The organism is Anabaenopsis elenkinii CCIBt3563 (assembly GCF_015245355.1).
In the GTDB taxonomy this organism is placed as follows: domain Bacteria; phylum Cyanobacteriota; class Cyanobacteriia; order Cyanobacteriales; family Nostocaceae; genus Anabaenopsis; species Anabaenopsis elenkinii.
Genome location: NZ_CP063311.1, coordinates 4,052,728 through 4,066,425, shown reverse-complemented (window position 1 = coordinate 4,066,425; position 13,698 = coordinate 4,052,728). Strand labels below are relative to the sequence as shown.

Below are 13,698 nucleotides of genomic sequence, written 5' to 3'. Positions count from 1 at the left end.
CCACTCTTGCTTAAGAAAGTGGAGCATTTAATATTTGCTCATATTAACTTGGCTCCCACCACAACTATCCCTTTTATGCTGCTAACTAATGACTAGTACGACCAGTGAGCAAATCCCATAAAAAGATGGCAATTATTGCGCCAATAATAGCGACAATTAGACCGGGAATACTCAGAGTAGCCGCAGTCACTTGTAATCTTCCTGTTTCCAACAGAGTAGCAAGAGTACCGCCGATTAAAGCACCGATAATACCCAACACCATGGTTGTTATAATTCCACCACCCTGACGACCAGGATAAATAGCTTTAGCAATAGCTCCGGCAATCAGACCCAGAATTATCCAAGCAATTATGTTCATGGTTAAAATTATTAAAAGGTTTATCAATAATTTATTAATTACCGTTTATTTTTCCTTCTACCAGAAGAGATAGCTATGAACTTTTAAGAATAATCTGCCTTCATAACTACATTCCTATAGTCAGTAATTTGTGCCGTTCATGGGTTAAACAATATTGCTGGCATCTTATTTGTAGTTTCGTAGGTACATCCAGGATAATTTAAGCTTTCACTAGTAAGGTACTTTGTTAACAAGAGATCGCAAATGTAAGAGCCAGGATATTGATAAACTCCTCTAAATTAGATTAATTTTTGGCATGAATTATATGTATTTTTGGTTAATTGAAATTCTGGATACTTTCTTATTAATCTGTCATGATTTATGATATATGACTACTGATTGAGTGAGTATTTGATTGTGGTATTTTTTTCAAAAATTCCATATTGGTATATAATACTAACAAAATCATTACATTTTCTTAAAAAAATCTGACCATAACTATTATGAATGAACAAGTCAAAGTCGTAAAACTCAGTGGAATTATCAATAGCAACAACTCACAACAACTACGACAAGACCTGATATGTCTTGTAGAAAGTGGTGTTAAAATAGTTTTAGTTGATTGTAAAGATGTGACGTTTATGGATAGTTCTGCCTTGGGAACTTTAGTATTAGCTTTCAAAACATTACGGGCAGCAAATACAAAACTAGTTCTGTGTTCTATCAATGAACAAGTGAGAATATTATTTGAGTTAACAGGTATGGATAAAGTGTTTGAGATATTTTCTAATCAAGATGAGTTTCATCAAGGTTGTCTACTAAATAGTTAATCAAAATTAATTTTTAGGATTGATAAATCATCATCAAAAGCCTCTTTGGAGTTCAAAGCAATCAGATAATTCAATACTTGATCAAGTTGGCGTTCAATGGTGTGTTGTAAGCTAATAAGGATTTGAATGAAAGCATCTAAACTCCAAAGTGTGCCATCGGATTTTGTAATTTCGTAAGCCCCATCACTGAAAATATAGAGATTACTAAATTTATCAATATTACAAAAGGCATCAACATATTTTGCTTCTGGAAACATACCCACAGGCATTCCCGGAGTCCTCAGTAATTTAATTTCGGTGTTTTTGGGAGATGTCCCTGATATTAATATGGCGGGAGGATGGCCAGCACTGGCATAAATTAACTCCCGCCTAACTCGGTTATAAACTCCATACCAAATAGTAAAATACTTATCATTTTGGCAATTCATCTGGAAGGTTTGATTTAGAGCGTTGAGTACATCGCTGGGTTGATAGTAATTCAAACCTTTTAAGGCGCGGGAACGTAAGAGATTGAGGACGGAAATTGAGGGAAGAGCAGCTTTTAGTCCATGGCCAGCGGTATCTAGGAGGTATATAGCTAGATAGTCAGCATCTAGCCAGTAGTAATCGAAACAATCGCCGCCGAGTTGTCGGGAAGGAATAAATCGAGAGTCGATTTTTAGAGGTTCCATGACTGGTAATGGTAGGAGCGATCGCACATATTCTGCTGCTTCTGCTAGTTCTGTTTCTAAAAGTAGCTTTTGGGTATGTAAATCCTGACTTAACTGATGTAAGCGCAATCCAGCTCTGACTCTTGCTTTTAATTCATTTTGCTCAATGGGTTTAGAGATAAAATCATCAGCTCCAGCATCTAGTCCCTTAACCCGATCAGCAATGGAATCTAAAGATGTTAAAAAAATAAAGAAAGTAGTGGATAAATTCGGGTCTGTCTTCATGTGCTTACAGACTTCCAACCCATTGAGTCCCGGCATAATCCAATCACAAATAACCAGGGCTGGATGGTAAGCTATAGCCTGGGCTATTCCTTGTTCTCCATCACTAGCAGTAATTACTTTATAGCCTTGTTTTTCTAACATCCTCTTCAGGAGTGTTTGTATAGAAATATCATCATCGATTACGAGTATTTGAAACATAGATCAGGCTAATTGAAAATTAGAGCAAAAATCAAAAAGATTTACACAGAATCTTATGGGGGTGACAAGGGGTTTAACCATAGGAGAATTGTCCGTTTAAGCTGGTTTAAATCTCGGTAAATTTCTTGTCTCAACCATTGTCCTAAAGCATCCCATGGAGTAAATGAAACTCCGGTTTGCCATTTGATATCTTGACCTAAAGGTGTAGTGTGAGTACCTCGCAAGGTTTGTTTAGTCACCATATCGGAAAAGCGATCTTGTAAGATTTGAGTTAAAGCTGCTGATTGATCAATAGTATCGTTGCTAAATTTTATTAATAAATTCCGGCGGATCTGGTAGCTTTGCTGTATAATATTGTTTGTCTCCAGTGGTGAAGGCGTAAACTCAATTGGCAAAGTAGTGTTAAATTGTTCTACTAAGGGGATAGCTTCTTTGGCTGCGTAGTTGTTGAAGGAAATTAAAATATTGCCAGCACGTTCTACAGGTAGCAAACTGCCGATGAGTAAATGAAGTTTACATCCCATACTATGCCCTAGTCCGTAAGTAGGCAGATAAAGCTGGCGTAGCGATCCAGAGTCGTGTAATCTTTCGAGGGTACGCTCAAAGTTAAGCAGTACCGTTTTGGCGATCGCAATATGATCTAAAGTATTGAGAAATGGTGTAGCAATAATCACGTAGCCTTTATGAGCTAGATGTTCTAGTAACCAGCGATAAGTGAGATGGGGTGCAGTGGCCACAAATGCACCTCCGAGAAAGTGGATAATACCAATGGGCTTTGGGGGAATGAGTACCCAGTTACCTCTAATTTCTTTCCAGTCCATACCTATAGGCTATCGCTAAATTCACACCTCTTTATGTTAGACTCTCGAATGCAGTCCTGGCGTCCTGAGAACCAAGATTCATGAGTTTGAGGTGATATTTTGCAGCCTTTTCATTTCCAGTTGTACATCTAGAGCAATTTGCAATGCTTCATTGAGTAACCTTCCGTGCTCAGTAGCTTGATCTGTAACTTGCATTGCGGTTAAAGTAGCTAAATTATTGGTAAATAACTCTGTATTTCTGAGAATAAAATGCTGATTTTCCCTTAAAATTCTCTCGGTCTTCAACGCCCGAATTAAATCATTTCTTGTGAGTTTGAGGGCTGCGATAACTTTTTCTCTTTCTCGGATAACCACTCCTGGATTACCAGCTGCTTCTATTTGATCATTGATATCTATGGCTTTGATAACGGCATTATATCTATCAACGTCACTTAAAAGTATTTCTAAAGAATTGGTCATATTCTCATTAAGTATTTTAAGTTTTCTCCGCCATAATAAATACAGAAAAATCTGTGTGACACATCCACCCCAACAACACAACATGATTAACAATAACCAAGATGGAATTGTAATCCAAGTGGCAAACAACTTAATCAGGACATCAAAGAGCAAATAACTAAAAACAAATATAGAACAACTAATAAAAACTACAGTAGCTCCCTCGGAACCCTTAAGTTTATCTATAATTCTTTGGGAAATTTTTCTTAAGGGTTGGGTAATAATAATTAATTGCTGTTTAACAGGTAAATTAGTCAAATTTTCCAATTCCGTATGACTAATATCTAAGCCATGTAAATCATTACGCACCAATTCCGTAACCTCACCAGACTACTTAGGAATGTGAATTAAATAACCTGCAAAGCAAAGTTTTGCACCTCAGCAGGTCTCCTTGGAGTAAGAGGGGAATAGGGGCTGAGGTTCTCTACTTTCCTGATGCAATACTTATTTACTACAATATACCAATCAAATTTATTCATGGCTCGTGAAACAGTGATTTTTATCATTTTTTTAATTGAGTTAATTATTAGTATCAAAAACAACGTTCAATTTAATACAGAGCTATAACTAGCTAGTGAGCATCTAATTTTAAACTCTAATTAAATTGTCTGCTGATCAAACATCAACAAAGACAGAAAAAAGTCCATCATAAAAATTAATACCCAAGTAGTGACCACTGCTGTTGTTGCTGATTCTCCAACTTCCTTTGCTCCTCCCTTAGTAGTGAGTCCCCAACTACAACCATTAATAGCCACTATAGCGCCAAAAATCAGTCCCTTCACGAAAATCATAAGTAAATCTGATGGTTCTAAAAAAGTTCTCACAGATTCTAAAAATGCTTCCGGGTCAACATGGTAAAATTGGAATGCTGCAAAAACCCCGCCAGTGATGCCCACAACCAAAGCAAAAACCATCATAATCGGCATCATCAAAATGCAAGCAACTACTCTAGGAAGAACTAAATAATCAATGGGATTGGTTTTGAGCATATAAAGAGCATCAATTTGCTCTGTCACTCGCATAGCACCTATTTGTGCTGCAAAGGCAGAACCTACTTGTCCAGCAATAATACTAGCTGTTAAAAGAGGGGCTAATTCTCGGCAAAAAGCCAACGCGAAAGCCCCGCCTACTGCATCCAAGGCACCAAATCTAACTAATTCGCGAGCAGTTTGAATAGTAAAAATCATACCCGCAAAACCACTAACAAGGAGAACTGGAGACACAGAAGCAGGCCCTGCGGTCACCATATGTTGCAAAATTTTGCGGTAGTAAGTTTTTCCTTGGAGTAAATGTAGGAGTACCTGACCAAACAGTAGAACTGCAGTGAAGCAGCGTACTATCCATAATTGATCTAACTTTTTTTTAGTTTGCATTACCGCCCTTCAGACTTAGTTTTTTTGTTTCCATATCAGCACGTGATACAGAGGGGAGGGAATTTAGTACCTCTGTAAATTTAGCCTGACGTATAATTAGCTTATTGGCAATTATGTCCTGTATCAAAATATTGTGCCACCATATAATACCTAATTTTGTGTAAGTAATGTCCGGAGAAAATTAGGCACATTCAATTATTACATTTCCCCTTGACATCAAGTAAAAAAGCATCTGGATTTATCTGTGTACATTTGTGGTTAAGTAACTCAAGCATCTACATATGAAAATTTTTAGTGATTATAATCAGCATCTAAAACCATAATCAATCTTTAGTAATAATTTGCTCAAAATTGGAGCAGACAAGAAAGTTAAATTGTATCTATTTAGTTAAGCTAAGGGTTTTGAGATTGTGGTCAACTATCTAAAGGAAGAGAAAGAAAATAATAGTTTAACCTTAAGCTAGTTGTGTAATTGAATTAAATCTGAGATCATTAATTATGTCCAATAATTTATGTCCTGACTCGTGATATCTTTGGCGATACTTTTGCCAAGATGGCGATTAAATGCCCAATATTATGGTAATAGTCCCTGATCAAATCTTAGATAAATTCATCAGGTTACGGAGAACATCATCATGTCATCAAAAGTTGTAACTCGTCATCATTCAGGTTCAGATACATACTGGGGATATTGATATCAGCCAAAGATTTCTGTGTCTAATCAGAATCTAAATACAATAATTTTCAACTTTTTTTGGGAGGATATCTTCATGATAAATTTCTGGCGTTGGTCATCAGCAAGTACGACTGTGTTGGCTTTAGGAGTTACATTAGCTCCAGTCGATCCCATGATAGTTTCTGCTCAAACCAGTGTGACTCCCTCGCCTGTTTTAGCAGCTAACTTGTCTGATGTTACTCCAGAGTATTGGGCTAGTCCATTTATTCAAGGTTTAGCGCAAAGAAATATCATATCTGGTTTTCCTGATGGTACTTTTAGGCCAAATGAACCTGTGAATCGGGCTGAATTTGCAGCCATGATTCAAAAAGCTTTTAATCAAGACCAAATTCGGCAAATAAGTGCTGATGGTTTTGCAGATGTTCCAGGGAACTTCTGGGCGGTTTCTGCAATTCAGGAAGCTTACGAAACTGGATTTATGTCAGGTTATCCAGGAAACTTATTTCTACCAAATCAGGAGATTCGTAAAGTTGAGGCCATAGTTGCTTTAACCAATGGTTTAGGTTTAAAAAATAGGGAGAATTCATTAGCTGTAGTGAATACTTACTACACAGATGCGTCAGCAATCCCCAACTATGCATTAGATAATGTCGCAGCAGCTACAGAGGCTAGTATTGTAGTAAATTATCCCAATATTAACCTACTGAACCCGCTAGATCCTTTAACTCGTGCTGAAGCCTCGGCGATTTTATATCAAGCTTTAGTCAGAGAGGGACAAATGCAGGCTCTAGATAGGAACCTTGTAGCGACTAAATATATAGTTGGGGCTACGGAACAAACTCAAAGTCAAGATATTGTTTCTATTGCTGCATCAAGTGAGGCTTTTACAAGCTTGACTTCTTTATTGCAAACAGCAAATTTAGCAGGTATTCTGCAACAACCCGGACCCTATACAGTTTTTGCTCCCACAGATCAGGCATTTGCAGCTTTACCAGCTGGGACTTTAGAGGAGTTGCAGCAACCGGAGAACAGAGAATTATTAATTCAGATTTTGAGATATCACGTGGTTCCAGGGCAGATAACTGCTAATCAACTTTTGCCAGGAGAATTAATTACCTTTGAGGATGTACCTGTAAATATTCAGGTAGATCGAGCTACTAATCAAATTGTGGTGAATGATGCGAATGTGATTCAACCCAATGTACAAGCGAGTAATGGTGTCATTCATGTAATTAACGAAGTCCTCATACCACCTAACCTGGGAGTGAGTCAGACACCACCAGCTGCAACTACTGTTGCTATAGACCCAGGTACAGGTACTCGTGGGGGGTCTAGTTATGTTGGGATTGCTGGTAACATTGGTATAGGTGGTAATGCTACTCTTAGTGAAAGTAACTATGGATTAATCAGCAAAATTGGGGTGACAAATACTATCTCGGTGCGACCAGGGGTGATATTTGGCAGTGATACACTGTTTTTGATTCCCGTAACTTTAGATTTTTCTCCCCGTTTCGCAGATCCCCTCAATGGAGAGCAAATATCAATATCTCCCTTTTTAGGTGCAGGGGTAGCTGTTGAAACTGGAAGCGGTTCTGATGTTGGTTTATTGTTAACTGGTGGTGTGGATGTGCCTATAGGCGATCGCTTTACAGCCACAGGTATTGTCAATGCAGCATTTTTAGATCGTACTGATGTGGGTTTGCTGCTGGGGATTGGCTATAATTTTTAATCATAGATTTACCGATGATAGTAATTTAGGTTACCTATTGATGAGGATGAACAGAGAATAGCCGCAGATAGCAAACACGAAGGCGATCGCCCCAGAAAAAATAACAACATCCCTGACAATAAATAAAATCCAATCTTTTCTAAGTTCTTGTCTAAACTTTAGTTCCCGCAGCTTGTATTCTAGTTCCTCCTCTGCTTGTGATTGCCAGTTGACTGGTGATATAATCCTTGGCTTATCTACTTCCATTTTTCTCCTCTCAACAATGGTTTCCATGTTGTCACTAGGGGAAATATCTCCAAAACATAGGGTGGTGAAGTTTGTCCCAAAGTGCTCTAAAAAAAACTAGTTGTAATTAACCTTTAGATAACTCAAGTTTTACCTGTGTGCATTACGAAATTTAGCAGTTAGCTATTTTGTAATTGGTTTTGCTGCCATTGTAATTCAGCAGAAGAGGAACCGCTAGATTGACAAAAGAAAATAGATCAATTGATATTATAAGAAATATATTCGCGAGTCCGAGAATCAAGAGGATTAGTAAAAATCTTACTGGTCAGACCAAATTCGATCATTTCACCAATGCGATTTTGATTAGCATGAAAGAAAGCAGTAAAATCCGATAAGCGATTGACCATCTGCAAGTTATGACTAACAATTACCATTGTCAATTCTGACCGCAGACGCAAACTTTGGATTAAACTTTCAACTTTACTCCTAGCGATAGGATCAAGAGTAAAACAGGGTTCATCCATCAGGATAACTTGTGGCTTGACTGCCAAAGCGCGAGCGATGCAGAGTCGTTGTTGTTGACCACCAGAAAGGTCTAAAGCAGACTTATGTAATTTATTTTTCAATTCTTCCCAGAGTTGCGCATCTTTAATGGCAGATTCCACAATTCTATCTAATTCTGCTTTGGGATGCCACCCCAGTATTTTTACGCCATAAGCCACATTATCATAAACACTCATGGGAAAAAGATTTGGCTTAGGGAATACCATACTCACTTGACGACGGAGCCGAGTTAAGTTAACACGACGTTCATATATATTTTGATTAAAAAATTCAACCCTACCCTCAACTCGTACTTTCCCTTCTAACTCAATCATGCGATTGAGACATTTAATAAATGTAGACTTTCCACAACCACTAGGTCCAATAATTGCAGTTACTTTGCCCTGATAAATATCCATAGAGATATTTTCAAATATCTTTTGAGTATTGTAATAAAAGCTGAGATTTTTGACTTTAATGGCTGGGACTAGTTTATTCATTGGGAAAAATAATGCGACAAATCTTCACCCATAAACATTCAGGGTAATTACTTTGCGTAATTGTGATATTTTCTACTTGCATAGGGTACAATTCAATCAATACGGTAAACATCCTGCGGACTTAAAAGACCAAACCCACGAGAAATCTAATTAATCGCAATCAAACAAATCAATTGATAGATGTTAATTTTGATGCAATTATCCCACACGCTGGGATAACTATTAGTAGAATATCAGTTTTGTAATTTTGAGTCTATAGATAGCTTCTACCGTTGTTGCTCCTAAGACCTGGAAAGGCAAGCAACCACCGTAAAACTAGAATCCCCTTGCATTCACGCACAGAAGTGTCAAGCAGAAGACATGGGTACTTCTAGAATTTTTTATTATTGTATAAATATTATCAAAATTCACAGCAGATTACTCCGTGAAAAGTAAATATTTAATTTCTGTTAACCAAAAGTTAACTTAACGATCAACTGGTTATGTCAACCTTCATTAGGAGTGGATAGATTTTATATTCACTAAGTTCTTCACCAGATAACAGCATTGTCTGTTGGATGGGGATGAGGCGAGGGCTAAAAGTATAAAAAATGAGGAGTTTAGCAATGAATAGAATGAACTTGAAGCTGCATAGCTTGACCGCACTGGGTCTGGTTTCCATGATAGCCACGACCCTAGGTTTCTCAATTTCCGCGGTGCAATCTCAAAGTGTCAGAACTGTGCAAATCGATGGTTCTAGTACAGTTTTTCCGGTTACTGAAGCCGTAGCAGAAGAATTTCAGAAAGCTCAAAGAGGTGTACGAGTAACCGTTGGTGTCTCTGGTACTGGTGGTGGGTTTAAAAAATTCTGCCGCGGAGAGACAGACATTTCTGGCGCTTCCCGTCCCATCTTACAAAAAGAAATGGACGAATGTAAAGCTGCCGGTATTCGCTACCTTGAGCTACCAGTGGCCTATGATGCCTTAACCGTGGTTGTTAACAGGCAAAATAACTGGGCAAATAACCTGACAGTTGCGGAATTGAAGAAAATCTGGGAACCCGCAGCCCAAGGAAAGGTAACTAACTGGAATCAAGTACGAGCAGGGTTCCCTAACGCACCCTTAAAACTCTTTGGACCGGGTGCTGACTCTGGTACTTTTGACTACTTCACAGAGGCTATTGTAGGCAAATCGAAGTCTAGCCGTGGTGATTTTACTGCCAGTGAAGATGATAATGTCTTGGTGCAGGGTGTTGCTCGTGACAGGAATGCCTTGGGCTACTTTGGTTTTGCCTATTATGCAGAAAATACAGATAAGCTCAAAGCAGTCTCCATTAATGGTGTAGCACCTTCAGTAAGAACAGTAGAGAACGGCACATACAACCCCTTATCTCGCCCCATTTTTATTTACGTCAGTTCTAAGTCCATTGACAAGCCGGAAGTCAAACAGTTTGTTGATTTTTACTTAAGAAATGGAGCCAAACTCAGCAAAGAAGTAGGATACGTTGGTCTACCTGCTTCAGCTTATACTACCGCCCAGAGCTTCGTTAACACCAAGAGATTCGGCACTGTATTTGGTGGTAAAGAAGCTGTTGGTGTCAAAATTGCCGATATGTTAGCACGTCAAGCAAAAGACTAACTTCGGGGCTGGATTTTGAAGATTTTGTCAACTTACTCAAGAGATGTACTAGTGGTACATCTCTTTAGTTGTTGTAATTGCTGATCACGGCTGTTTAGATATTTCCAAGATGAAGATTGCCCAAGGAATTCAGTTTTCTCCCAAGTTATTGCGGGATTTACGGGAAAGGGGGATTGAGGCTGTGTTATTTCTTGCAGCCCTCTCTTCTGTGGCCACAACACTGGCAATTATTGGTGTTCTACTATACGAATCCGCACTTTTTTTTCAAGAGGTGTCTTTATGGGAATTTGTGACCTCCACCGAGTGGACACCCCTGTTTGAAAAGAAAAGCTTTGGAATTTGGCCTTTAGTTTGCGGAACTTTAGTTACTACATTAGTTGCTTTATCAGTAGCAGTACCTCTGGGTACAATTATTGCTATTTACTTGAGTGAGTTTGCTCCCCCTGTAATCCGGGAAGTAGTCAAACCAACCTTAGAATTACTTGCTGGTATTCCTACAGTAGTCTATGGTTATTTTGCATTGTTATTTGTTACGCCCCTATTACAGCAAATTTTACCTGAGTTACCTGGTTTTAATATGCTCAGTGCGGGGTTAGTCATAGGGATTATGATTATTCCCTATGTCAGTTCTTTAAGTGAAGATGCCATGCGTGCAGTACCGGCATATCTGCGAGAAGGTTCCTATGCAACTGGCGCTACTCGCTTACAAACAGCTTTGCGAGTTGTTATACCCGCCTCAATTTCCGGGATATCAGCGGCCTATATTTTAGGAATTTCCCGGGCGGCTGGGGAAACCATGGTAGTAGCCATTGCTGCGGGGGGACAACCCAACTTTACCCTTAATCCCATGGAGCCAGCCGCCACTATGACTGCCTACATAGTGTCAGTCAGTCTCGGTGACTTACCCCACAATAGCTTAGAATACCAAACAATCTTCGCTGTGGGACTGGCTTTGGTGTTGATGACCTTGGTTTTCAACATTATTGGTCATTTTCTGAGTAAGCGCTACCGGGAGATTTATTGATATGAAAAATCTTGAGCTTGTGCAGATCCGCAAGGCGATTAGTAATAACAAGCGCTCAGAATATATTTTTGGCATCATCAGCCTGTTATCAATGCTAGTTGCCATCATCACCTTGTTGGCGTTATTTTTGGATTTGTTGCACGATGGTTTACCCCGGCTTTCCTGGGAGTTTTTCACTTCTTTTCCCAGTCGCAGACCACAACAGGCTGGTATTCTCTCTGCCTGGGTAGGTACTATCCTGGTGATGTTAGTCACTGCATCCGCAGCAGTCCCCATTGGCGTGGCATCGGGAATTTACCTAGAAGAGTATGCCCGCAAAAATTGGATATCTGATTTAATCGAAATTAACGTTACTAACTTGGCGGGCGTTCCTTCGATTATTTATGGGCTTTTAGCTTTGGGTGTGTTTGTTTATGGATTGAAACTAGGTGAAAGTGTCATTACTGCTGGGTTAACTCTAGCCCTACTAGTTTTACCCATAGTAATTGTTGCTACTCGGGAGGCTATTCGTGCTATTCCTAATAGTATTCGCGAGGCAGCTTATGCAACCGGGGCTTCTAAGTGGCAGGTAATCTGGGATCACGTTTTGCCTTACTCGACGGGAACAATTCTCACTGGTGTGATTGTGGCCTTGGCCCGTGCTATTGGTGAGACTGCGCCTTTAATTACTATTGGGGCTTTGACATTTATTGCCTTCTTACCTGACCCCCCAATCACGGGTGATTTTCCCTTCATTTCATTTGCTTGGTTATCTGCTCCTTTTACTGTACTACCAATTCAAATGTTTTCTTGGGTATCTCGTCCCCAAGCCAGCTTTCAGGTGAACGCTGCAGCAGCGGGTATTGTTTTGATTGTGATTACTTTGTCCATGAATGCTGTAGCAATTTATTTCCGCTATCGTTTACGCAGTAAAATCAAATGGTAGAAACAGGATCTTCCAAACTGAACAAGCCCTTAAAGGCGGCGGTTAATAGTCTTAACTTTTACTATGCTGGTACAGTCCATGCTTTGAAGAACATTAATATGCCAGTGGCACAAAAGCAGGTTACCGCATTGATTGGGCCATCTGGATGTGGTAAAACCACCCTACTACGTTGTTTCAACCGGATGCATGACCTGTATCCGGGTAACCGCTATGGAGGGGAAATTGCTCTAGAGCCAGATGGAGTTAACTTGCTAAGTCGTAAAGTTGACCCCATTGAAGTGCGAATGCGGATTAGTATGGTGTTTCAAAGACCTAATCCTTTTCCTAAGTCTATTTATGAAAATGTGGCTTATGGTCTGAGGGTGAGGGGTGAAACTAGACGTGACATTATTGATGAGAAAGTAGAAACAGCTTTGCAAAGTGCGGCTTTGTGGGATGAAGTCAAAGACCGTCTTAATGACTTAGCTTTTAATCTTTCTGGGGGTCAACAGCAAAGGCTCTGCATCGCTCGGGCTTTGGCTACTGAACCGGAAATGGTACTGTTTGATGAACCAACCTCTGCCTTAGACCCTATAGCTACTGCCAGTATTGAAGAGTTAATTACTCAATTGAAGACAACAGTGACGATTTTGATTGTCACCCATAATATGCAGCAAGCGACTCGTTTATCTGACTATACGGCATTTATGTATTTGGGCGAATTGGTGGAGTTTGATCAGACAGAGGTAATTTTTAATCACCCTTCTGAGCAAAAAACAGCAGATTATGTTAGCGGTCGTTTTGGATAATCTTTTGTTTGCGCAATTTTATTGGTAAAAAACAAAATCAGCAGGTATCAATCTACCTGCTGATAGCTGGGCAAATATATCATCGCCATGTTTGATTAGGGTAGTTGTGATTCCCTTTACTGCATGAGAATAACTTTATCTCGCCTACTTTGGGGTTAAGAAAAGTTCACTACTGGGTTAATTTACTATTAAATCTAGATGGAGTGCTTCCTTGGGAGTGACATGTTGCATCAACACCTCATTAAATCAACTACTTTTAGTCTAGCGTGACTTAGTAATATTTACTCGGTTTAAGCAAATAATTTACAATTAGTTACACGCCCATATCCATATTCAATAATACTTGAATATCTGTTCAGGTATTGTAGAATAGATAATTATTCGGTATTAGGAGAGAACTATGACTACCGTCACTCAAATGAAGTGCGCCTGTCCCAATTGCTTATGTGTAGTCTCCCTTGAGGAAGCCATTATTAAAAAAGACGGTAAATATTATTGTTCTGATGGCTGTGCTGAAGGTCATAAAACTATCAAAGGCTGCGGACATAATGGCTGCGGCTGTTAACCTCATGTCCTTATGGCGTTAATAAAACCTACTCCCATGTAGTTTGAGATTAGTCTAACTGACCTAGAAATCCTTCAGTAACACATTTGACTGTGAAAGTCAATATTTTCGCCTA

Annotated in this window: 14 protein-coding genes; 7 read left to right on the top strand and 7 right to left on the bottom strand. The window is 39.2% G+C overall.

The window, feature by feature from the left end; all coding sequences use genetic code 11:
- Positions 1–85 precede the first annotated feature (85 nt).
- Complete coding sequence (locus IM676_RS17870; protein WP_200988124.1) at positions 86–358, bottom strand: GlsB/YeaQ/YmgE family stress response membrane protein; 273 nt, start codon at positions 356–358, stop codon at positions 86–88.
- A 482-nt stretch (positions 359–840) separates the two neighbouring features.
- On the opposite strand from IM676_RS17870, the gene IM676_RS17865 reads away from it, so the two are divergent.
- Positions 841–1,167 carry an STAS domain-containing protein gene (locus tag IM676_RS17865; RefSeq protein WP_200988123.1) on the top strand — a complete coding sequence of 109 codons (327 nt, stop codon included), beginning with the start codon at positions 841–843 and terminating at the stop codon, positions 1,165–1,167.
- On the opposite strand, the gene IM676_RS17860 is transcribed toward IM676_RS17865, so the two are convergent.
- The 4 genes from IM676_RS17860 to IM676_RS17845 all read right to left on the bottom strand — a co-directional run bounded on the left by IM676_RS17860 (position 1,164) and on the right by IM676_RS17845 (position 4,992).
- Positions 1,164–2,300, bottom strand: a complete 1,137-nt coding sequence (locus tag IM676_RS17860) for a PP2C family protein-serine/threonine phosphatase (RefSeq protein ID WP_200988122.1) — start codon at positions 2,298–2,300, stop codon at positions 1,164–1,166. The two genes, IM676_RS17865 and IM676_RS17860, sit on opposite strands and share 4 nt — an antisense overlap.
- A 53-nt stretch (positions 2,301–2,353) precedes the next feature.
- Positions 2,354–3,121, bottom strand: a complete 768-nt coding sequence (locus IM676_RS17855) for a DUF1350 family protein (protein ID WP_200988121.1) — start codon at positions 3,119–3,121, stop codon at positions 2,354–2,356.
- A 78-nt stretch (positions 3,122–3,199) separates the two neighbouring features.
- Positions 3,200–3,928, bottom strand: coding sequence for a hypothetical protein (locus IM676_RS17850; protein ID WP_200988120.1), 729 nt, complete (start codon positions 3,926–3,928; stop codon positions 3,200–3,202).
- Between the two features lie 290 nt (positions 3,929–4,218).
- Positions 4,219–4,992, bottom strand: coding sequence for an MlaE family ABC transporter permease (locus tag IM676_RS17845; RefSeq protein ID WP_200988119.1), 774 nt, complete (start codon positions 4,990–4,992; stop codon positions 4,219–4,221).
- A 770-nt stretch (positions 4,993–5,762) separates the two neighbouring features.
- Between IM676_RS17845 and IM676_RS17840 the strand changes: the two genes are divergently transcribed.
- Complete coding sequence (locus IM676_RS17840; protein ID WP_200988118.1) at positions 5,763–7,397, top strand: fasciclin domain-containing protein; 1,635 nt, start codon at positions 5,763–5,765, stop codon at positions 7,395–7,397.
- A gap of 30 nt (positions 7,398–7,427) precedes the next feature.
- Here IM676_RS17840 and IM676_RS17835 read toward each other — a convergent pair whose 3' ends face one another.
- On the bottom strand, positions 7,428–7,643 hold the full coding sequence (locus IM676_RS17835) for a hypothetical protein (RefSeq protein WP_200990267.1): 216 nt from the start codon (positions 7,641–7,643) through the stop codon (positions 7,428–7,430).
- Positions 7,644–7,879: 236 nt separating this feature from the next.
- Positions 7,880–8,665 (bottom strand): phosphate ABC transporter ATP-binding protein, encoded by a 786-nt coding sequence (locus tag IM676_RS17830; protein ID WP_200988117.1) that lies wholly within the window; start codon positions 8,663–8,665, stop codon positions 7,880–7,882.
- A gap of 605 nt (positions 8,666–9,270) precedes the next feature.
- Between IM676_RS17830 and IM676_RS17825 the strand changes: the two genes are divergently transcribed.
- The 5 genes from IM676_RS17825 (at position 9,271) to IM676_RS17805 (ending at position 13,583) form a co-directional block, all read left to right on the top strand.
- Positions 9,271–10,281, top strand: coding sequence for a PstS family phosphate ABC transporter substrate-binding protein (locus IM676_RS17825; protein WP_200988116.1), 1,011 nt, complete (start codon positions 9,271–9,273; stop codon positions 10,279–10,281).
- 109 nt (positions 10,282–10,390) lie between these two features.
- On the top strand, positions 10,391–11,305 hold the full coding sequence (gene pstC / locus IM676_RS17820; RefSeq protein ID WP_200988115.1) for a phosphate ABC transporter permease subunit PstC: 915 nt from the start codon (positions 10,391–10,393) through the stop codon (positions 11,303–11,305).
- 1 nt (position 11,306) lies between these two features.
- Complete coding sequence (gene pstA, locus IM676_RS17815) at positions 11,307–12,230, top strand: phosphate ABC transporter permease PstA (protein ID WP_200988114.1); 924 nt, start codon at positions 11,307–11,309, stop codon at positions 12,228–12,230.
- A complete protein-coding gene (gene pstB, locus IM676_RS17810) occupies positions 12,224–13,018 on the top strand; it encodes a phosphate ABC transporter ATP-binding protein PstB (RefSeq protein WP_200988113.1) in 795 nt (264 codons plus the stop codon). The genes pstA and pstB overlap by 7 nt, the downstream gene beginning before the upstream one ends.
- A gap of 400 nt (positions 13,019–13,418) precedes the next feature.
- Entirely contained in the window at positions 13,419–13,583 is a 165-nt protein-coding gene (locus tag IM676_RS17805; RefSeq protein ID WP_200988112.1) for a metallothionein, read from the top strand.
- The last annotated feature ends 115 nt before the right edge of the window (positions 13,584–13,698 follow it).